Origin of the sequence: Thalassotalea hakodatensis (assembly GCF_030295995.1) — a bacterium.
GTDB lineage: Bacteria > Pseudomonadota > Gammaproteobacteria > Enterobacterales > Alteromonadaceae > Thalassotalea_C > Thalassotalea_C hakodatensis.
Window position 1 is genome coordinate 3,993,230 of sequence record NZ_AP027365.1, and the last position, 22,178, is coordinate 4,015,407.

Annotated in this window: 15 protein-coding genes; 10 read left to right on the forward strand and 5 right to left on the reverse strand. The window is 37.9% G+C overall.

The window, feature by feature from the left end; genetic code table 11:
- Positions 1-142 precede the first annotated feature (142 nt).
- Complete coding sequence (rph, locus tag QUE72_RS17725) at positions 143-856, forward strand: ribonuclease PH (RefSeq protein WP_286270461.1); 714 nt, start codon at positions 143-145, stop codon at positions 854-856.
- Between the two features lie 11 nt (positions 857-867).
- A complete protein-coding gene (gene pyrE / locus QUE72_RS17730) occupies positions 868-1,509 on the forward strand; it encodes an orotate phosphoribosyltransferase (RefSeq protein ID WP_074499647.1) in 642 nt (213 codons plus the stop codon).
- 77 nt (positions 1,510-1,586) lie between these two features.
- Here pyrE and QUE72_RS17735 read toward each other — a convergent pair whose 3' ends face one another.
- The gene (locus QUE72_RS17735; protein ID WP_074499646.1) at positions 1,587-2,024 is read right to left on the reverse strand and encodes an META domain-containing protein; all 438 of its coding nucleotides are present in this window, start codon (positions 2,022-2,024) and stop codon (positions 1,587-1,589) included.
- Between the two features lie 243 nt (positions 2,025-2,267).
- Between QUE72_RS17735 and QUE72_RS17740 the strand changes: the two genes are divergently transcribed.
- The gene (locus tag QUE72_RS17740) at positions 2,268-5,183 is read left to right on the forward strand and encodes an ATP-binding protein (RefSeq protein ID WP_286270463.1); all 2,916 of its coding nucleotides are present in this window, start codon (positions 2,268-2,270) and stop codon (positions 5,181-5,183) included.
- Between the two features lie 69 nt (positions 5,184-5,252).
- Here QUE72_RS17740 and QUE72_RS17745 read toward each other — a convergent pair whose 3' ends face one another.
- Positions 5,253-7,136: a methyl-accepting chemotaxis protein gene (locus QUE72_RS17745; protein ID WP_286270464.1), complete on the reverse strand. Its 1,884-nt coding sequence runs from the start codon at positions 7,134-7,136 to the stop codon at positions 5,253-5,255.
- A 275-nt stretch (positions 7,137-7,411) separates the two neighbouring features.
- On the opposite strand from QUE72_RS17745, the gene purU reads away from it, so the two are divergent.
- From purU to hemN, 6 genes are all read left to right on the forward strand, one after another.
- On the forward strand, positions 7,412-8,272 hold the full coding sequence (purU, locus tag QUE72_RS17750) for a formyltetrahydrofolate deformylase (RefSeq protein ID WP_286270465.1): 861 nt from the start codon (positions 7,412-7,414) through the stop codon (positions 8,270-8,272).
- A gap of 68 nt (positions 8,273-8,340) precedes the next feature.
- Positions 8,341-10,122: a M61 family metallopeptidase gene (locus QUE72_RS17755; protein WP_286270466.1), complete on the forward strand. Its 1,782-nt coding sequence runs from the start codon at positions 8,341-8,343 to the stop codon at positions 10,120-10,122.
- 118 nt (positions 10,123-10,240) lie between these two features.
- The gene (locus QUE72_RS17760) at positions 10,241-10,771 is read left to right on the forward strand and encodes a VOC family protein (RefSeq protein WP_286270467.1); all 531 of its coding nucleotides are present in this window, start codon (positions 10,241-10,243) and stop codon (positions 10,769-10,771) included.
- A gap of 686 nt (positions 10,772-11,457) precedes the next feature.
- Entirely contained in the window at positions 11,458-12,033 is a 576-nt protein-coding gene (gene yihI, locus QUE72_RS17765) for a Der GTPase-activating protein YihI (protein WP_286270468.1), read from the forward strand.
- A 12-nt stretch (positions 12,034-12,045) separates the two neighbouring features.
- Positions 12,046-12,555 carry a DUF2489 domain-containing protein gene (locus QUE72_RS17770; protein WP_286270470.1) on the forward strand — a complete coding sequence of 170 codons (510 nt, stop codon included), beginning with the start codon at positions 12,046-12,048 and terminating at the stop codon, positions 12,553-12,555.
- A gap of 124 nt (positions 12,556-12,679) precedes the next feature.
- The gene (gene hemN, locus QUE72_RS17775) at positions 12,680-14,050 is read left to right on the forward strand and encodes an oxygen-independent coproporphyrinogen III oxidase (protein ID WP_286270471.1); all 1,371 of its coding nucleotides are present in this window, start codon (positions 12,680-12,682) and stop codon (positions 14,048-14,050) included.
- Here the strand turns inward: hemN and QUE72_RS17780 are convergent.
- Positions 14,043-16,181: a winged helix-turn-helix domain-containing protein gene (locus QUE72_RS17780; protein ID WP_286270473.1), complete on the reverse strand. Its 2,139-nt coding sequence runs from the start codon at positions 16,179-16,181 to the stop codon at positions 14,043-14,045. The genes hemN and QUE72_RS17780 overlap by 8 nt on opposite strands.
- 187 nt (positions 16,182-16,368) lie before the next feature.
- Here QUE72_RS17780 and QUE72_RS17785 point away from each other — a divergent pair, with 187 nt between their 5' ends.
- Complete coding sequence (locus QUE72_RS17785) at positions 16,369-18,696, forward strand: CocE/NonD family hydrolase (protein ID WP_286270475.1); 2,328 nt, start codon at positions 16,369-16,371, stop codon at positions 18,694-18,696.
- Positions 18,697-18,744: 48 nt separating this feature from the next.
- On the opposite strand, the gene QUE72_RS17790 is transcribed toward QUE72_RS17785, so the two are convergent.
- Both QUE72_RS17790 and QUE72_RS17795 read right to left on the reverse strand, forming a co-directional pair.
- Complete coding sequence (locus QUE72_RS17790; protein ID WP_286270476.1) at positions 18,745-20,241, reverse strand: putative bifunctional diguanylate cyclase/phosphodiesterase; 1,497 nt, start codon at positions 20,239-20,241, stop codon at positions 18,745-18,747.
- Positions 20,242-20,402: 161 nt separating this feature from the next.
- Positions 20,403-22,031, reverse strand: coding sequence for an RNA polymerase sigma factor (locus tag QUE72_RS17795; RefSeq protein WP_286270477.1), 1,629 nt, complete (start codon positions 22,029-22,031; stop codon positions 20,403-20,405).
- Positions 22,032-22,178: the final 147 nt, after the last annotated feature.

Genomic DNA, 22,178 nt, shown 5'->3' on the forward strand with positions numbered 1-22,178 from the left:
TTGATGCTAGCGTGTTCCCCTCGCTTTCGCAATTAAGTTGCTTGAATGAAAAATTTGTTGTAATTACTCACTAATTACGGTGTCAAAATGTATCACTAACACATATAATTGCCGCGTCATTCGATCAAACAGGAAATAATCTATGCGTCCTAGTGGAAGAACTCCCGGCCAAATTCGACCGGTCACAATTACACGCCAATTCACAGTCCATGCTGAAGGCTCGATTCTTATTGAATTTGGCGATACCAAAGTAATTTGTACCGCTTCTGTCGATGAAGGCGTTCCTCGTTTTCTTAAAGGTCAAGGCAAAGGTTGGGTTACTGCTGAGTATGGCATGTTACCGCGCTCTACACATACACGTATGCGCCGTGAAGCGGCAAGCGGCAAGCAAAGTGGTAGAACCTTAGAAATTTCTCGATTAATTGCTCGTTCTTTACGTGCTGCGGTTGATTTACAAGCACTTGGCGAAAATACTATTACCGTTGACTGTGACGTTATTCAAGCCGATGGCGGCACACGTACTGCATCTATCACAGGCGCTTGTGTTGCTTTAGTTGATGCACTTAATTATATGCGCGCTAAGGATATTATAAGCACAAATCCCTTAAAACACATGATTGCCGCTATTTCTGTTGGTATATATCAAGGTGAACCTGTAGCAGATTTAGATTACCCAGAAGATTCTGCAGCAGATACAGACATGAATGTTGTTATGTCGGATACTGGCAAGTTAATTGAAGTACAAGGCACAGCCGAAGAAGAACCTTTCTCTTTTGAAGAAATGCAACAGATGATGACGTTAGCTAAACATGCAACCAGTGAGCTTTTTGATGCTCAAAAAGCGGCATTAAGTTAAGGAGAACGTTGATGAAAGATTACCAACGTGAATTTATTGAATTCGCCTTAGAAAAGCAGGTATTACGCTTTGGCGAATTTACCCTAAAGTCTGGTCGAACAAGCCCTTATTTTTTTAATGCTGGCCTGTTTAACACGGGCAGAGATTTGGCTCGTTTAGGTCGTTTTTATGCCTCAGCACTTGCAGATGCCAATATTGAATATAATTTATTATTTGGCCCTGCGTATAAAGGTATTCCAATTGCCACAACAACTGCCGTAGCGTTGGCTGATCATCACGGTCAAGACGTTCCCTATTGCTTTAACCGAAAAGAAGCAAAAACACATGGTGAAGGTGGCAGTTTGGTGGGATCACCACTGCAAGGTAAAGTTATGTTGGTTGATGACGTTATTACCGCTGGCACCGCGATACGTGAATCGATGGAAATTATCAAAACACATGGCGCTGAATTGTCAGGTGTATTAATTGCCCTAGATCGCCAAGAAAAGGGTAACGGAGAACTATCAGCTATTCAGGAAGTTGAGCGTGATTTTTCTACACAAGTTATCTCAATTGTAACCTTAGGTGATTTGATTCAATTCTTAGAAGAACAAACAGGGCAAGAAGAAAGTTTAAACGCGATTAAAGCGTACCGTGAGCAGTACGGAATTTAACTTCTAGCTTCAATCACTGTTCTAACAAAGCCAGCATTAATTGCTGGCTTTTTAGTATTAGGTTAATTTGAAGTATTTCATCGTGACTGACCAACAAAGGTTAATACTACCTTATCGTTTTGATCATAAAACATGAGTGTATTCTCGGTGATATGACCTTTGGCTACTTGTTCAAGCGCTTGCACAAATAACGACTCAACCTCAGCCGTTTCCATGCAAAATCGTTTGCTCATAGCAAGTGGTGCAAATTGTATCGTCGAATCATCTATGTTCACGCTGCCTTGAAAACGATTACAACCTGAAAAACCTGATACCTTTCCTGTTTCGATAAACTCTATAAACGGTATAAGTTCTGTTTTATTTGGCAATGAAAAACCTTCTGCTGATTCAAGTTGCCATCGAACATTTTTCAACGTTTCAACCGGTAAACTAAGGTTTCCGTCACGTTGTTCTTGCTGACAAGCTGAAAGTGTAAAGACCAAAAAGAATACTGCAAATGCGCGACTAATAAACATAACATCTCTCAAAAAATAGAATATATTGCGTATTGTAGCCGTCTGGTGAAAACATTTATGACAAAATCGCTGGAAACCCGTGAAATTACGACTAATGTCTAACCGCATTTACTTTTGCCATATCGCTATAACTTTGGTTTAACGTTTTACCACAAATAATATTTGCTAGAATTTAGCTGATCCCATATGGTTAACGTACTACATTTATTGTATTTATCATTTCGTGAAAATTTAAGGATATATGTGTTCAAATTTAAGGACAAATATCATTGGTGCACATCGCTTCGCCTTAACGTAACCATTTTATTGCTTACAACTTTGATATTCCCCATAAAAGTAGGCGCTACCTACTTAGAAGAAGCGCAACCATTATCGCAACGAAAAACGATTAGAATCGCATTACCTGACCAAAAAAGTATTGATTCAGCATCACAAGAACGCATGCAAGCATTAATAGCTTTTCTCAAAGAGTTCTGGCAGATATGGGCTTTAGATCACCAAAAACAGGTGCAATTTTCCATGCTTTCTGGCAAAGAAGCAATGGAACAACTCAACAACAACACAATAGATATTATTGCGATTAATATCCTTGAACCCAAATTATCAGCGTTTTTATACAGCATTCCCTATGCAAAATTTAAGCAACGCGTGTTTCGTAATCAATATAAAAAGCTAAAGAAAAACACACACGTCGCCATTCATGATCCTAGCCATGCCGCGCTAAACTATTTACCTGAGCATATTAACATTACCTACTTTGATAACGTTGATGCATTAGTGAAACAATATCAGAAATTTGATGTACTTTACTCTATTCACCCTTGGATGTTAGAGAAGGCGCTAGAGGAACACAAAATTAATGAAACTTTTTATGTGAATCAAAATGAAGTACCTGAGATGACGTTGCACTTTGCAACGCGGAAAGCTGATCGCCAACTCATGTATATTATTAACGATAGTATTCGTCAAATAAGCCTTGCTCAAGCTGACATTTGGAGTGAAAAATACCTTTTAACAGAACAGAGTAACTTCTCATTATTGTTAGGCAGTTATGTCACACCGCTGACTGAAGCTGAAAAGCACTTTATTATTAACCATAACACCATTCACATACCAGTGCCTAAAACGGGAATTTCTCCTTTTATTATTACGCGTAATCACGCCAATATAACCGATCGTGGCTATTCAATTGATTTACTTAATATGATTTCAAAGAAATTAGGTATTGTATTTAAACCCGTTAGGTATGAAAATTATTTGGGTGTATTTAAAAGCGTTAATAATAATACAACACAGTTATTTCCATTTTTTGAGATTGATGAAGAATTATCAAAGCGCTACATATTCAGTCAACCATTTCTTGATGCGCATTATAGTGGTATTTATAATCCAGATATTTCAGAGTTTACTCAACTGACTGACGCAAATAACCACACCATTGCCTTAGTTGAAATGTTTGCTATATCGCAAGCCATAAAAGATCACTTTCCTAAAGCAAAGTTTATCACTTATAGAACGATAGATGATGCTATTGCATCAGTTGCCAAAGGTGAAACAAGTTTATTCATCGGTCGCTCACTATTGGCTGCCGCAACGATAAAGCAACATGGACATGCTAATTTAACCTCAATTCCATTATCAGATTTTCGCCCCGATGCCCAAATTGCATTTGCCACTACGCCACAAAACCATATGTTGATCTCTTTAATCAATAAATCATTAAATGAAATATCCGCCGATGAATTAGACACGCTTTACAATAAGTGGAGCCAAACCGCTTTTCCTATCGCTGATGTGCAAGGGAAAGTGGCTGATGCTTACCGTCAGGCAAGTTATGTTTTTTTTGCCATTTTATTAATCGCGTTGATTATTTTTTGGGTGTATTTCCGACAACTACAAGTACGTAAAATCGCACAAAAGAAAATTGAACATGCACTAGCTATTGCCGAAGCAGCAAGAGCTGAAGCAGAACGTTCTGCACAAGCTAAAATTAATTTTCTCGCAAGAATGAGTCATGAAATACGCACTCCAATGAATGGTGTACTTGGTATGGCAGAAGCACTCTCTTTTACTGCTTTAAATAAGGAACAAAGCGAGTTACTTGATACCTTAGAAGGCTCAGCACGGCACTTATTAGCATTATTAAACGACGTACTTGATTTTTCCAAAATGGACGCAGGTAAACTCACCTTAGAATCAGTGCCTGTTAATCTACATTTATTGGCAAAGAACTTATTAAAAAGCTTCCATCATATTAAGACTGAAAGAAATTTACGTTTGAAGTTGAATATTGATGAAAACATTACTCATAGTTACTTCACTGATCCGACTCGATTAAATCAAGTACTAAACAATTTGATCAGTAACGCGATAAAGTTCACTGAAAAAGGCTGCATTACTGTCGCAGTTGAACAAATTGCGCAAGATGTTCAAGAAATAGATATTTATGATCAGATACGCATCTCTGTTAAAGATACAGGCATTGGTATTTCTGAGCAAAACCAACGCTTGTTATTTTCTCCTTTTACTCAGGCAGATACTGATATTACCCGAAAATTTGGCGGCACTGGTTTAGGACTCAGTATCTGCAAAGAAATCATCGCCTCAATGAACGGTGAAATAGCCGTAGAGTCTACGCCTGGAGAAGGAAGTGAATTCTATTTCACCTTATATTTAAAACAAGTGAAATTTAAACGTGAAACTGAAGATAGACGTAAAAATAGCCGTGTAGTTAATGAGCCTACCGATGATAGGTTTAGTAATATTAGTGTACTTATTGCAGAAGATAACTTAGTCAATGTTAAGGTACTTTGTGCTCAGCTTGCTCGTTTAGGTATAGAAGCTGATATCGCTTACGACGGGATTCAAGCACTTGAAAAGCATAAAAAATCCCCCTACGACATTATTATTTCTGATTGTCATATGCCAAATATGGATGGTTTTGAATTAGTTAAAGCAATTAATCAACAAAACAATCACCCTATTTGGTTAATTGCTGTTACTGCTGATGCACTAAGTGGTGCTGCAGAGAAGTGTTTAAATGCAGGTTTTAATGATTATATGGCAAAACCCTGCCCACAAGAAGAAATCACCAATAAAATGAACCATGCTTATCGAGCACTACAAGCAATAAAGATAGAAAAGCAAAAGGGTGATTAACTACACAAAAAACACTCACTGTAGACTATAAATATTAAAGGGGTTACTTTTGCGTTAACAACCGTCCTATTAAACTTTAAACTTACCAACAAGTGCATTTAAACTGCTAAACTCAGCTTGCAAGCTGTCACATGCTTGATGAGTCTGTTGAAGATATTCTTCACCTTGCTTATTTAATTCCATTAACTGCAAAATGTCCTCATCAATCGACTTGATAACATCACTTTGTTGTTTGGTTGCCTCGGCAACAGCATGGTTCTCATTATCAACATTTTGTAATGAATTAACGATTGCTTGCATACGTTCATCAGCAATGTTCGCTTTTTCTACGCTGGAACTACTGTTTTGTTGACTTTGTTCCATCGAACTCACTACAGATACAGTGCCTTGCTGTAAGGTTTCTATCATGTTTTCAATTTCAGTCGCCGCTTCTTGTGTGCGTTGAGCTAATTGACGCACTTCATCGGCAACAACCGCAAAGCCTCGTCCGGCTTCACCTGCACGCGCTGCTTCTATCGCCGCATTAAGTGCTAATAAATTTGTTTGTGAGCTCACACCCATGATCACATCTAAAATACTGGCAATGTTTTTCGCTTCGGCGCGTAATTTTTCTACATCACCGCTAGAGCTTTCCATCGTGTTTGATAATGCTTGTATAGAACGAATATTTTCATTGAGTGCTTCCATGCCTTGTTGAGATTGCTGGCGCATTGCTGAAGCCAAATCAGATGCGTTACCTGCGTTAATCGATATCTCTCCAGAAGAACTGTTCAACTCTGTCATCGCACTCGATACATTCGTCCCTCTACTAAGTTGCTGTTGTGCCATATCAATACCGAAATGTGCACTGCTTCTAACTTGTTCAATATGCTGTTCAAGACTGCCAGCAGAGCTATGCACTCGCTGCATAGTTTCATGCACAGTTGCAATAAAATTATTAAAGTTTGCTGATAGTTGACCAATTTCATCTTGGCTATCAACAGAAAGTCGCTGTGTTAAATCACCATCACCTTCCGAAATATCCTTGATAGCATCGTTTAAGCGATAGATAGGCTTCATTAAATGATTAAATAAGAAATGCAATAACAACACTGAAATAATCAAGCTAGCAATGCCGACAATAATGGCTGAATTACGTGATGAAATTAACGGCTTATAGGCTTTTTCGCGATCCAACACCACACCCACATACCACTTGACAGACGCCACACCTTCGATAGGAATAAACGAGACAATATTATCGCCAAATTCATGAAGTTTGCTGTTAAAAGCAGGTAAAGAAGGAAGGTCAAGTAGCTCTTTCACAGACTTATTAATCATTTCACTGTTAGGGTGGCTTAATATTTTACCGTCTGCAGTAGTTAAATACGCATAACCTAAATCTAAGAAGTCAATCATATTAAGTATTTCAGCAATGTCGCTGAGAAAAATATCCCCACCTGCAGCACCAATAAACGCACCATTTTCTACAATTGGCGCTACCGCAGAAATCACTTGTTGGTTTATGGTGGCATCTAAGTATGTTTCAGTAAACGAAGGTGTACTTTGTGATTTTGCTAATAAATACCATGGACGTTGACGAGCGTCGAAACCGGCAGGAAGTTCGATGGTTAAATCATCAAGAATAAATTGCCCTGTTTTCTCGACACCTATATAAGTATTTTTTAAATCTCCAGCCTTAACTGCTTGTTGCACTGCGGTTAACATAGTCTCGGTGTCGTCATCTGACGTTGCGTTTTCGGCTATCGCTTCAATGATTTGCAAACGACCGTTAAGCCAATTCGCAATATTTCCAGAAACTGAATGGCCGATCTCATCAATGGCTCGATTTAAGTTATCTTCTGTATCTTGTTTAAGTGAAAAGTAATTAATCGAGGTTGATACTGCTAACGCTAAAATTAATAAAAATACCGTGACAGCAATAATTTTATGGGCAAATTTTAAAGGAAACACAATTAATTCTCTTGTTATTATTATTAAGCAACCATAGTACCTTACCATTGCTTGATAAAATGTCCAATGTAAAAAATTTCATCTATAGAAAGCTATCTAATTGAAAAATAGATATAAAAAATTATCTGTAAACTAAATAATCCATACTTAGCCTAACTTAATGAACAAAAGTTACTCCCTTCTTATGCCGAGTATTTCTAGCCAAACAACAAAAAGTTCTGATACAAGCTAAATAAAAACTGGCACACTAATTACTCATGCAGCACGGAGGTAATATGAGCAGCGCTAACCATTACATACTGACTTGGCAATGTCCTGATACGACAGGGGTACTCGCGCAAGTCGCACAAAATTTATTTGAACATGGTGCGTTTATCACTGAAACGTCTCAATACAGTGACCCTTACACTGAAACATTTTTCTCACGCATTGCCTTTGATGATCGTCATATGACGGTTGGCAGTGAGGAATTCGCTCAAGGTATTGAAAAGTTAGCTACACCACTAAATTTACAATATCGCTTGCGTGAAAAAAGCAATGTGCCCAACGTTGTCATTGCGGTGTCGAAAGATGACCATTGTTTAGTGTCTTTGCTGACGAAATGGAAAGCAGGCGCATTACCCGTCAATATTGTAGCAGTTGTTTCTAACCATATAGAGTGCAAATCATTGGTTGATTGGCACGGTATTGATTACCATTATCTGCCAATGACGCCAGGTAAAAAGCATGAACAAGAAACAGCAATGATGGCTATTTTCGAACGATATCACGGCGATTTACTCATTTTAGCCCGCTACATGCAAATATTGTCAGATGATATGTGTACGAAACTCCGTGGCAAAGCAATTAATATACATCATTCCTTTTTACCCAGTTTTAAAGGTGCACGGCCGTATCATCAAGCACATACCCGTGGCGTAAAAGTGATTGGTGCAACAGCGCATTATGTTACCGCTGATCTAGACGAAGGTCCTATCATCGTGCAAGAAGTAAAGCCCATTAACCATACATACACCATAGAACAAATGGTACATGCAGGTCATGATTTAGAAGCTACCGCACTTAGTCACGCAGTAAAAATGCATGCAGAACAACGCGTTTGTTTGAACAAAGATAAAACCGTTATCCTAATTTAATCGCGGTTTTATTGATCTTTTAAAGGTTTTAGGTATAACGGTGCTAAAACCTTTTAGCAATTTATCTCATGACTATAAAATATCGTATTGCCGCTAACCATGTTAATCATCATTTATTCGATGTTTCGCTAACCTTTACTGCTGAACAACATCAAGATTACTTTTTGTCATTGCCTGCATGGCTTCCAGGCAGTTACATGATCAGAGACTTTGCTAAAAATATCATAGCAATTTCAGCAACTAATGCACAAAACCAATCAATTGAACTCACAGCACTTGATAAGCAACGTTGGCAACTAGCTCGCTGTGATGGCAACATAACGATTAGTTATCAAGTTTTCGCTTTCGACTTATCGGTCAGAACAGCTTATTTAGATAATCAACGAGGCTTTTTTAACGGTAGTTCAACGTTTCTTGCCGTTGATAACTTAAAAGATGACCCATGTCAGTTAGTGATAGAGGCACCTACCAATCAGCCCCATTGGCGTGTTGCCACAGGTATGCAACGAGCTAAAAACACAGAAAAATACCATTTTGGTGAATACATCGCTGACAATTACGCCGAATTAATCGATTGCCCGGTTGCAATTGGCGAGTTTGATAGTATTGAGTTTGACGTAGAAGGTGTTACACACCATATGGTATTTACCAGCAAACATTATGGTGACACAGAGCGTATGGCAGAAGATGTTGCAAAACTTTGTCAGCATCATATTGATTTATTTGGTGAAGCGCCTTTCAAAGAATACTGGTTTATCACCCATTTGTTAGAAAATGGTTTTGGTGGTTTAGAACATAAAAATTCAACCATTTTACAAGCAAGTCGTTTTGATTTACCAAATCCTCAGCAAAAGGACGAGCTCAGTGACGACTATAAAACCTTTCTATCCTTATGTTCTCATGAGTATTTCCACGCATGGAATGTTTGTCGAATTAAACCAAAAGCCTTTGTACCTTATCAATTAGATCAAGAAAGCTATACCGAGCAGCTTTGGGCTTACGAAGGTATTACCTCTTATTACGATGATTTTTCACTTTATCGTGCCGGTATTATCTCTTTTGACGATTACTTAACAGTACTCAGCAAAGCGATTACACGCGTCAACCGTGGCAATGGTCAATTCAAACAGAGTGTTACAGAGTCAAGTTTTTATACCTGGACAAAATTTTATAAACAAGGACCAGACGCCGTTAATAATATCGTCAGTTATTACACTAAGGGCGCAATTATCGCCTTATGGCTCGATTTAACGATAAGAGAAAAATCTAACCAGCGCTATTCACTCGACCAATTAATGCGAGAGCTATGGATACATTTCGGCCGTCCAGGCATTGGCACTGAGCAAGAAGATTTTATCAACATCGCCAATATTCTTTGCGGTGAAGATATCAGCGAGGTGTTCACCCAATTGTTAACTGCAAAATCTCCGGTAGATATAGCTCCGTTATTAGCGAACGTTGGCATTAGTTTCACAAAAAGTAAATTCTCCAAGCTTAATAGTGTCGACACCACTGAAGACCATAACTATACCCCATATTTAGGAGCACACTATAAAGCGCTTCCTCTTGGTGTGCAGATCACTCAAGTGATTGAAAACTCGCCCGCAGCTAATGCAGGTATCGCGGTTAATGATGTATTAGTGGCCATTGATCATTTAAAAATCACCGATAAAAGCATTCAACAATTGGCAAGTTACTTACCAGCGAATCAACGCGTTGACTGTCATTTATTCAGAGACGACCAATTAATAACAAACGATATTAGCTTTATTGACTCACCCGATACTGGGGTAAGTTTAACGGTAAAAGATGAAGCATTAAGCCAGCAATGGCGAGCAATAAACCGTTAATTGACATAGGGTGTAAATAAAAAAAGACACCCTTATAAAGACATTATATCAACGCAATTAGTAACATTTGTTACTTTTAGTTTATCATCATGCTATTCGAGTAAAAGAGAAAGTCGCTATGATCAAAATTGAGAAAGTACATCATGTTGCGTATCGCTGTAAAGATGCCAAAGAAACCGTAGAATGGTACAAAGAAAAGCTTAATATGGACCTTGTATTAGCTATTGCAGAAAATGAAGTACCCTCTACCAAAGCCCCTGATCCCTATATGCATATATTTTTAGATGCCGGTATGGGCAATGTATTGGCATTTTTTGAATTACCTAACAGTGATGATATGGGCAGAGACGAAAATACACCGGCCTGGGTGCAGCATTTAGCACTTAAAGTTGCCGATGTAGATGCTTTAGTTGCAGCAAAAGAAAGCTTACAAAGTAAAGGGGTTGATGTATTGGGCCCTGTTCATCACGGTGTATTTAAATCGATTTACTTTTTTGATCCCAGTGGCCACCGATTAGAGCTCGCTGCTGATATCGGTACACCTGAACAATATAAACAACTAAATGACGTGGCGCATGCCATGATAGATGAATGGGCTGAAACCAAACGTGCGCCTAATCATGCTGCGTGGTTGCATGAACACGATTAGATTTGATACCAACTGATATGATAAAAAAGCGAGTAATAAACATTACTCGCTTTTATAATTCTTATTTACCAACACCATTAATGAATCTCTGTACGCTTGTTCCTTCTTTCTTTGTAAGACATTTGCCATTAATATTTTTTGCTAATGGCTTTCCAATTTTTAATATTCTTGCAAAACATTAAGTTAACGAATTTTCATTAAAATGATGTATTTTTAACCAATTTAACACTTGCTTAACAGATTTAATTCGGTAAAGTAATGAAAGCTACTGATTGGTAGCCAAATACAAAATGGAACTGAATACGCAATTAGGAAGCTAAAAAATACTCTTTGTAGTATTACTTTATTGCTAATAGGGATGGTTTAATCTTCATCAGGATTGATGACAATTAAGTCCAGGAGGATAATAAGGAAAGCCTAAGAAAGAGTCAGGACGACCGATAAGTAGAAACACCAAGGGAAGCTAGTAATAATAAACGGGAACACTGTTAGAGACATACAGGGATTGTTACCAAAGTAACGGATCACACTAAATTGGAACATGCATTTTGTCGAGTTTATATGACAATAATTCTCCTAAAGCGATGGCATTGCCATCGTTTTTTCTTTCTATCATCAGAATAATTACCCTCAAGCGTAAATCTACAGTAAAATAGTAGGTAATATTCATCGTTAACGTAAGCCTTATGACACGTAAAAAGAAATCTAGAAAACCTTCAGCCGCGCCAGTAAGGTTATCTAAGCAAGAAAAACAGCAACTTGCAGAGCTAAAAGATAAAAAACCGAAGAAACAAAAAGGCAAAAAGCCAGGTAATCGACAACAAGAAGCTCGAGATAGTAAAAATACTCCGCAACAAGCGCAGCATAATAAAGACCCACGTATTGGCAGTAAAAAACCCATTGCGTTAGGCACAACTGACAATCAACCGTCGGCGGCTAAACCGAAATATAAGCCAGAGTCATCACCTCGTGTTGCACCAATTCGCGAGGTAAATCATGTTGATAACACCGCTGAACTTAACAAAGAATTAAACAATATCGAACAAGACGAAGCTTTACAGGTTATCCTTGGTAAGCAAGAACAAGACATGGCCTTAACTGAGCAAGAAATTGATTACTACAATCAGTTAATGGATAAGCACCAAGCCATCAGCGAGCAGCTTGGCTTAACTGATGAGGAAGAAGAGAGCCATCAGTCACCAAAAGATGATGACGCTTTATGGGATACCCTCGATAAACAAGATTTTTCAGATTATCAATAACACAGGAACATTATGTTTGAACAATATTGGCTCGAATTATCCGTTATTGGCGGCCTAATAATCGCAGCGCTTGCTTTTTATGCAGGCATGTTATTAAAGCAAGTAAACCAGCAAAAAAAAACGCAACAAAGTGCACAAAAACAACAACAAGAAAAGTTGCGTGCGCATGACAAGAAGATACTCGATAGTGTTGTGATCATTGTCCGAGCAATGAAAGAGGAGCAATGTGAGTTATCAGAAGGTTGTTGGCGTTTAAGCGTATTACTCGACTCATTAAAAACATCGAGTAAACTTGCTAGTGAGTTTCCAAGCATTTTTGAGTTATACAATGCAATTAAGCACATGCCAATTCTTGAAGAACGTAAAAAGCTTGAAAAACGTGAACGCATGAAACTTGATTTAGTCAGAATGAAAGCAGAAAGTCGATTACAACCAAGCATTCATCAAGATATCGAGCTGTTACACCAATACGCTAATGAACGTATTTCAACCCTTAACGAAGAAGTTAACAGCGCAGCATAGTTACTAACCACATTTATATGTAAAGCTTGCGCTTGATCAAAAAGTTTTTTACCTGCATTGATAAAATACGAGTGTTCTACCCCTTTTGAACACTCGACTGTCAAACATCGTAAAGGCTAAACTAATGCAAACTGAACTGTATTTTGATCAAACATTACTGGGAAAATATAATACCAGTGGACCGCGCTATACTTCATACCCAACCGCGCTTGAATTTCATGATCACTTTACTGCTATTGATTTGGCTTCTGCGATAGAAAACTCAAAGAATAATACGTTATCGCTTTATGTTCACATCCCGTTTTGCCACTCATTATGCTACTACTGTGGTTGTAATAAAGTGGTTACGAGACAACGTGATAAAGCAGATATTTATCTTGATTATTTAATAAAAGAGTTAAAAACAAAAGCGCCGCTATTCCAAAAATATCAGGTTAAACAATTACATTTGGGTGGAGGCACACCAAGCTTTTTAACTAAAAATCAATTGAGCTTTCTTGTATATCATTTAAAAAAAGCATTTTCGTTTTTAGAAGACATTGAGATGAGCATTGAAATTGACCCCCGTGAAATTGATCTTGAGTTAATCGATCATTTATACGAATTAGGCTTTAATCGTTTAAGCATTGGCGTGCAAGATGTTGACGGTAAAGTACAACAAGCAATTAATCGTACGCAGTCAACCGACTTTATTGCCAGTATTATTGCGCGAGCAAAACGGCTAGGCTTTCGTTCAGTAAATGTTGATTTGATCTATGGCTTACCACATCAAACACCAGGAACATTCAGTAAGACTATCGATAAAGTCTACGAAATGAGCGTAGATCGCATTTCATTGTTTAGTTATGCACACCTGCCGAGTCGTTTCGCTTCTCAACGTAAACTACGTGATGAGTGGTTACCTAATGCACAAGAAAAATTTGCCTTGATGAAATTAGCTATTGAACGATTATGTCAATATGGTTATGAATTTATTGGTATGGATCACTTTGCTAAGCCTGATGATGAACTGGCTATAGCGCAGCGCGAAGGCACCTTACACCGTAATTTTCAGGGATATACCACTCAGGGTAGCTGCGATTTACTCGGACTAGGTGTCTCTTCAATCAGCGCTATTGGAAATAGCTATAGCCAAAACGAAAAAGAATTAAAACAATATTACCGTGCTATTGATGTACAAGGGCAAGCGATAACTAAAGGGCTAACATTAACACAAGACGATGTCATTCGTGGCCAAGTAATCAAGTCACTAATGTGTAATATGTATATTGATAAAACAGCTATCGAAAATCAATTTTCCATTTGTTTTGATCAATACTTTGCCGATGAATTACAAACACTCGCCTGTTTCATCAACGATGATTTAGTATCAATAACAAGACAACGCATTAACATTAATCAACGGGCACGATTATTAATTCGAATAATTGCCATGAGTTTCGATGTATATATGAAACAGCATTTGAATCAACAACGCTTTTCCCGTGTTATTTAGTCGCTTTGTATGTTTGATAAATATCAACATTATTTTGATTGGCTTGGCTGTAACTTAGCTGTCCCTCTGCAATATCAAAGTCACTAATACGTGTTTTAACCAGTGGTTGTATACTATCATTTTCACTTAACAGCGATAGAATCTCTTGCCTATTGCTATCAAACCAATACCAATACAGGCCCCTTTTACGCAAATTAAATTGACGTCCATTCATCACATAGTTAGCAAGCTCAAGATTGTTCACTAGTTCCTTATTCATATTCCCGACGAATAGTTGATGTTGCTGATCTAGCCATAAAGTATTTTGTTCTTTATCACTAAAATGTACATACTGCCAACGACGTTCAGCTTTAGATACGGAATCTGTTTTCAAGTCATAAAAGTGCACTTGCCATCGTTCATCGACTTTAACACTGTAAGCGATAACACTATTGCGCTTAAATGATACCCCTCTAATTTCATTTTGAGGTATTTTCAGTCGAATAAACGTTCCATCTTCCAACGAGATCAAGTGAATTTCATTTAATGTTAGTGCCATTAAATAACGGTCATCAGGCGACCAACGTAAATCTAAGTAATGCCTATCATCATTAAAGTGAGTGAGTTTCCGGCGAGTTAAACGATTAAGATCAGTGAGCCATACTTCTTCGTGGCCAGTCGCTAATGATATATAAGCAACCTGATTCGAATGATGGGAAAAACGAGAAAATTGCTCATTTACCGAACTGTCAGCAATCATCACTTGTTGTTTAGTGTCTAGCGCTAATAACGCAATATCTATATTCTTATTACCTGCTGAAAACAAATAATCTTGTCCATTAATGTGCCTTCTTGGAGCACGAATAACACGTGTGCCAGAATAAATAACGCCTTCTTTTTTCCCCGTTAAGCGATAACGAATCAATTCATAAGCGGGGTGTTCGCCCATCATGACGACATGGTTGCCATCATGGCTCCATATCGCACAACAAACATAAGCGTTTAGTTTAAATAAAAAGGTTAATTTATCGCGTTCTATATCTAACTGATAAAAACCTTCCCATTGTTGTTGGTCGGGAGATGAGATTAATAATTTATTTTCTGTCGGGTGCAAATCGAACTGGCTATTCCCCCCTAAATAAATGTCAGGTTGTGCTACTCGCCTCTGTTCACCAGTTTCACTATGAATGGAAAACAATGCATATGGTGTAGCGATGCCATTATTTTCAGCATACACTAAACGTTTATCATCATGCGTAAATAAAATTTTGCCAAAACTGCCAGCTGTACAATTATGAATGAGTGTTGGCTTTCCTAACGTCAAGCCACTAATCTCTCGAATGAAATATTGGCATTGATTGCTATTTCCGACTAAATACGCCAGTTTTGTCCCGTCATCATTCCAACTTGCAGGGCCAACACCTATGTCTCCATGATCATCAATCGTGATCACTTTTTCATCAGCAATTCGTTTTATTCTTAAATACACATTACCTTGTATGTTAGATAAATAGGCTACCCGCGTACCGTCTGGTGAAAATTCAGGGAAAAGCTCATCACCAGCATCTGTGGTTAATGCTTGAGCTGATGTTGTTATTCTCGCTTCATTATTTACCGGCCAAATTAGGTAAGTCATAAGTATAAACGCAATCATCAATAACATGATAATTAACTGACGCTTCGGCTTCTCTATCAACGAATTTGGCAGTAACTCTGCATGATTCACTTCGCTATCTGAATGATTAACAACAGGGGGATTTGTCTGCATTACTCGTGGCAGAGAATCTTCTAAAATATTATCAGTCGGTTGTGGTGTCGTTTCTCTAGTAGTTTGTTGCTCATCCACCCTTGTGACAGTCGCAATAAACTTATAGCCTTTTTTCGGAAAAGTGGCGATAAATTGGGGTTGTCTCGGGTTATCTGCAAACGCTTTCCTCAGCTTTGTAATCAGTTTACTTACCGTATTATCGCTGACAACCCTTCCAAGCCATACGTTTGTGATTAACTCATCTTTACTAATAATCACATCTGGGTGCTGACAAAAATATCGCAACAACTCTACTGCCATAGGCTCTAACTGTAATGTCTGTTTTTCATCGACAAGTGACTGTTGTTGATCACAAAAAATAAAGTGTGCTATTTGCCAGCGCATAGTTGTATCTACACCGTGTTAAGTGATTGTAAATTATCATAAACCACTTAGCTGGTCACGAAAAGTCATCAAAAGTCATGGTTTAATCACGACACTTTTTGTAAACCAAGTATCTTTGTTGCGTAACTTCAATCTATCAAAACGCTCATATAACCATTAAGAATTATTGCGTTAATAAGGATAAAAAATGATTATTTTAACAACGTTTTTTCAGTCAATTGGGCGTTTTTTCCGACGTCCTTTGACTCAATTTATCGTGATAACTTTCACCGTCATTACCCCTGTCAAAGCAGAAGAAAACTCAAATGAATTGATAATGCCTAGTCAGCTAAAAGGTGCTCCAATGACTTCTCGAGATCACGCTTTGTCGTTATTAACTGATACGATATTTCACCAACAGTTGCTCGCTTTAGCACAGCAATTACCGGCGAGTGTTGTAGAAGAACAAAGTATGTTCAGTAAAGTTGCGTTACTATCACTCTTAGGCAATCACAAACAACTGTTATCTCTTATCAATAAACACCCCAATGGTATTAACTATAGCCATTACCAATTATACAGCCAAGCTTTACAATTATTGAAAGATAAACAATCTGATCTTGGGTCTGCCATTAGTCAACAGTTTTCACATCGATTGGATAAGGCTGATGACGAAGCATTAGTGAATTTAAGCTTAGCACTTGGTTGGTCTATCGATAATGCGCAAGATTATGCCTATAACATTTTTAAGGGATTAAAAAACGAAGAAACACTGTCGATAAACCAAGCCATTAATTTAATTACCAATGCACATCTTTATCGAGTGCTTACTGAGGTCATTCCGCGAGTGAATCCCATGCTCGTTACAGAGCAAAATAAACGATTTGATATTCAACCTGAAGTATTAATAACAACCAGTGAAGGCATTGAACTCACAGCCACTATTGTGATGCCGAAACATCGGGAAATGACTTTACCTACAGCCATGCAATTCACTATTTATGCCGACGAAAAAAGCCATATAAAAACAGCTATGCATGCCGCCGCACATGGCTATATCGGCCTAATTGCTAACACTAGAGGCAAACGCTTAAGCAGCAATACTATTACGCCATTCGAACATGATGGACAAGATGCGACAGCAGTCATCAATTGGATCAGTAAACAACCATGGAGTAATGGCGAAGTAGTCATGTATGGCGGTAGTTATAATGGTTTTACCCAATGGGCAACAGCCAAACATATGCCAAAAGCGCTCAAGGCAATAGCACCCTATGCAGCTGCAAGCTTAATTACCGGTTTACCATATGAAAACAACATTATGTTAACGGCAAATTATGAATGGGCATTTCATGTCACCAATAACAAAACCGTTGATCATAGTGTTTACGCCAATTGGCAAAAGCGAAATGCACTCGTTAAAGAACTGTATGAAAGTGGAAAATCAATCTCATCTATTGACAAATTAGACGGAAAAAATAATCCATGGTTCCAAAAATGGTTAAAGCACCCAAGCTTTGATACTTATTATCAAGCAATGGTACCAGTAAAACATGAATATCAAAGAATAGATATTCCCGTATTAACAATTACAGGTTATTTCGATGGTGGGCAGATTTCTGCATTAGATTACTTAACCCGTCACTATCAACATAGCCCAAATGCAGATCATACTTTGTTAATCGGACCATATAATCACCATACAGCGCAAAACAAGGTAAGAACTCATCACAGCAACTACAAACTTGACGCCGTAGCGCTAGAAAAAGACACGGAAGAAATCGTTTTTCAATGGTTTGACTATTTATTAAAAAATACAGCAAAGCCAACGTTGCTAAAGAACAAAGTGAACTATCAAGTAATGGGAAGTAACCAATGGCTACATAAAGCGTCATTAGCAGAGATGAATAAAAACGCACAATCGTTTTATTTTCAGACTAACGCTAATGAACAGGGGCATTATTTGCTAAGTAATAAAATGGATTCAAAACTGAATTTTATAAAACAAACCGTAGATATGGCTGATCGCACAACAGAACACAACGTTTCTCCTTGGCCAATCATGTCAGAATCATTTAACGTTGATAATGGCGTCGTCTTGATGACCGAGCCTTTTGAGCAACCCATGGAATTATCGGGTCAAATACATGGTACTTTATCATTGGCCGTTAATAAAAAAGATGTTGATATAGGTTACACGTTGTTTGCCATTGATCGGTCTGGTAAAACCATGCACCTGCAAACTTATATCAGCAGAGCAAGCTACGCACATAATATGAGTAGGCGAGAGCTGTTAACCCCTAATGAGAAAAAAAATATTCCTATCGTTAACGCTAGAATGACTGCAATGCTGTTGAAAAAAGGCAGCCGACTTGCCATCGTGTTAAATGTGAATAAAAATCGCAACGCACAAGTTAATATGGGGTCAGGTAAAGATGTTGGTAGTGAAACTATCGCTGATGCTGGCAAACCATTAGTCTTAACTTGGTTTAACGATAGTGAAATTAAATTACCTCTAAAGGTTTGGCAGCCTTAATTAGTTAAGAAACTACCAATAAGGTAGTTTCTTTTTTTTATTTCTAAATCAAGGATTAAGCTGTTTTATATGCCGCGTTAAATCCTCAATAGGCATCGGCTTTGCCAAATAGAACCCTTGCGCTTCTTCGCATCCCATATTTTGCAATAAAGACAATTGTTGCTCTGTTTCTATGCCCTCAGCAACAATATTAACCCCGAAGCTTTTTGCCATAACGATAATGGCATTGACGATCGTTTTTGAGCGTTCGTCATGTTCTATTTCAGAAATAAAACTGCGATCAATTTTTATTTCATCCACGGTTAAATCTTTTAGCATCGTAAGTGATGTGTAACCAGTACCAAAGTCATCGATAGAGAAGGTAATACCACTTTGTTGTAGATCCGAAATAATATCAACACTTTGGCTCATATCAGTTAATGTTGCTGTCTCGGTAATTTCAATACGTACATAATTTGCAAAATATTCAAGACTTTTAATAAATTTTGCAAGTACACGCATTTCATCAATATTATTAAATTCTGTCGCTGATACATTAATTGAAATATGTTGTAAAATTCCATTAAGTAAGCCTGCTCCGGCTAACTCTTTAGCTGCTTTACCGACAACAAATTTAGATATAGCACTCGTTAAATAATTATCTTCAGCAAGTGGAATAAAATCTGCTGGAGATACAAAACCATGCTTTTCGTGAACCCAGCGTACTAACACTTCAACACCACTCACGGCCAGTGTTTTTAAATTATATTTAGGCTGATAGACAACTGATAGGGTTTCATTTTCAATCGCCTGTCGTAAATCTAGTACCAATTGCCGTCGTTGCATGGCCTTTTCTGTCAAAACTCGATCATGATATTGAATAGCATTTTGTTGCTTTTTCGCTATTTCCAACGCTTCTGTTGCCGACACCATTAATTCTTTCGCATTCCTACCGTCTGTTGGATATAGTGCAACGCCAATACAGCAAGTTACATTAATACCATTATGTTTCGCACGTTTTGCAAACAATCGTTGAAAACTTAAAACATGATCATCCATATCAAAGGCTTCATCGGTATTTATAAGAGCAAAACTAGCAAATTGATCGGCATGTAACCGAGCCGTCACAGAACCCGCAAGCGTCGCTTTTGAGATATCAGCTGCTAATTCTCGTAAGAACATGTCAGCGCGGTCAAAACCTATCGTTTCATTTAACGCTTTAAAGTCATCAATGTCTAAATAACCGAGAATGATTTGTTCATGAGAGTGAAGTGAGCGTATAGATTTATCCAAAGAACGGATGAACATATTAATACTATATAGCCCCGTCAGACCATCTAAGTCATTGGTTTTCTCTAATGCTCGGTTATTTCGGTACACCAATAACAACAGCATCATTGCAGTTACAAAAACGAAAATGAGTCCTTTATACGTTTGTGCAAGTGCGCGTAAATTTGCACTGTCAATAAAGGTTTCAACGGCAAAATCTGAGAACAATATCCAAAGACCCGAAAATACTGCGTAAATAAAGGCGATTCTCACCGCCGAATTAACGACTTTATCCATAAAAATTTGCTCTCAATACTGCGCTTATTATAATGGCAGAGGTTTAGTTCATACCCAATTTATTACATATACATCATGACTCATCAGATAACAATGATACCCAATCAGTTACCTATCATTGATTCAATAAATCATTGAATACATTATTATAGATTATACTGTTAATTGTGCTTAATTGCCTTAATACGTTTCTTCACCTGTCGCGCATAATAGATTGCAGGTACAATAACCATGATAGCAAGCGCACCTAATATCCAATGATGATGCTGTTCAAACAATTGCAGTTTAACAATATCTGCGGCAAGTTCTGTATTTGCTTGTTTGGCAAAGGCTATTGCACCTATAGCACCTTCTTTGGCAATTGAAAAACCTCCACTAAAGGCACTTTCCCAACCTAGAGAAGATAAAGACGAATATGCTTGATAACCAATTGCTGATGCACCAAACGCAAGACCCCCTATTGCAACAGTACCTAAACTAAATAGACCGAACCCAATCGCGCCAATAGCCAATACCCCAACAGAGATAATGCCCACACTAATAGGCGCTATGGCAACACCTCCCCATGCAAATAATAACCCTCTTGCATAACTTCCACCGGCTATCCAACCAAAAGCCGCTTTATCATTTTGCTCTGGAATACTAAATTGAATATGCACCAAAGGTACGCCAAATAGTGTTAACTTACTGATATATTCACGCTGTTTTGATGATGCTTGGTCACTTTCATGTAGGAAAGCTTCAGGATGAAATAACCGCTCATGCTGACGTAGAGTTTTCTGTGCGATAACCATCGCCACGGCAAGGTACAAATAACATGCAACAAATGCCAGTACCACAAGTTGTGAGATAATAGCCATCATTTTAGCACTCTCATGGTTTGCATAGACATAATGTTTTAGTCCTAACATCGCCAGAACAAACAAACATGCAAAGGTAAAAAATAACACAACAGATTTGATCACTAAGCGACGCTCATTAACCGTTCGTGATTGATCAAGTCCAGCCCGTAAGCCAAAAAATGAACTAATAAAACCTGAAGACACTGCGAGAAACGTAAGTATGGTTCCCAGTTTAAACAAACTACTGGTTTTCACCGCACTTGCACCAAAAACAGCCGCCTTTGCGGGCGGTGCGATATCGCTAATAATGGTAAAGATAGCGGTAGTAAAAGCCACCCCAGGCTTACTTTTTTCTAATGTATCTTCAACAAATGAATTCACAGCAGTTTTTAATAATTTACGTCCACGAGAAAGTCGCTGTTTCACTGTGTCTTCAGATAAATCAAGTTCACTCGCTACACGTTCGATAGATTGTTGTTCACGATAAAATAATACCAAAGGTTCGCGATAGGTTTCTTCCATTGTATTCAGTGTTTTCCATAACAAGTCTTGCTCTTGCTGCGCAATCATCGCGGTATCTAATTCAGCATTCTTTTGTGCATGATCATCTTGTACATTAAGTTCGCTGGCATTTGTAATTGGCTGATTATTTTCTTTTCGGCGAAAGTGACTGACCTTGAACCGTAAAATACCGCACAACCATGATTTAAGCTTTTCAGGATCTCGAAGGGTATCAAGCTTCTTCCAAGCTTCAATAAAGGCTTCTTGGGCAAGATCTTCACTTTGTTTTATATCACCAATGGCTGAATAGGCTACAGAGCAAAGTAAGTTTTGATAGCGAGAGACAATCTCACAAAAAGCATATTTGTCGCCTCCTAATGAGTGCATCACAAGATGTGCATCACTGGCATCAATAATCGGTACTCGTTTTTTAAAAAATTTCATCATCTTTACTTCCTGTTTGAATACCAAATAAGTGCCGTTGAAAAAATAAAAGTGACAAAAAAAATGACTTTTTTATGGCTTTTAACAATAAATAAAATTTCTTTGTCACCTTTTCTCTGTGCTTGGTACTTAATCCACAAGAAGGTGATG

Bases quoted from the DNA above. Each gene is read 5' to 3' on its own strand.
- rph (WP_286270461.1), top strand. From the start codon at position 143: ATGCGTCCTAGTGGAAGAACTCCCGGCCAAATTCGACCGGTCACAATT.
- pyrE (WP_074499647.1), top strand. From the start codon at position 868: ATGAAAGATTACCAACGTGAATTTATTGAATTCGCCTTAGAAAAGCAG.
- QUE72_RS17735 (WP_074499646.1), bottom strand. From the start codon at position 2,024: ATGTTTATTAGTCGCGCATTTGCAGTATTCTTTTTGGTCTTTACACTT.
- purU (WP_286270465.1), top strand. From the start codon at position 7,412: ATGAGCAGCGCTAACCATTACATACTGACTTGGCAATGTCCTGATACG.
- QUE72_RS17755 (WP_286270466.1), top strand. From the start codon at position 8,341: ATGACTATAAAATATCGTATTGCCGCTAACCATGTTAATCATCATTTA.
- QUE72_RS17760 (WP_286270467.1), top strand. From the start codon at position 10,241: ATGATCAAAATTGAGAAAGTACATCATGTTGCGTATCGCTGTAAAGAT.
- yihI (WP_286270468.1), top strand. From the start codon at position 11,458: ATGACACGTAAAAAGAAATCTAGAAAACCTTCAGCCGCGCCAGTAAGG.
- QUE72_RS17770 (WP_286270470.1), top strand. From the start codon at position 12,046: ATGTTTGAACAATATTGGCTCGAATTATCCGTTATTGGCGGCCTAATA.
- hemN (WP_286270471.1), top strand. From the start codon at position 12,680: ATGCAAACTGAACTGTATTTTGATCAAACATTACTGGGAAAATATAAT.
- QUE72_RS17780 (WP_286270473.1), bottom strand. From the start codon at position 16,181: ATGCGCTGGCAAATAGCACACTTTATTTTTTGTGATCAACAACAGTCA.
- QUE72_RS17785 (WP_286270475.1), top strand. From the start codon at position 16,369: ATGATTATTTTAACAACGTTTTTTCAGTCAATTGGGCGTTTTTTCCGA.
- QUE72_RS17790 (WP_286270476.1), bottom strand. From the start codon at position 20,241: ATGGATAAAGTCGTTAATTCGGCGGTGAGAATCGCCTTTATTTACGCA.
- QUE72_RS17795 (WP_286270477.1), bottom strand. From the start codon at position 22,031: ATGATGAAATTTTTTAAAAAACGAGTACCGATTATTGATGCCAGTGAT.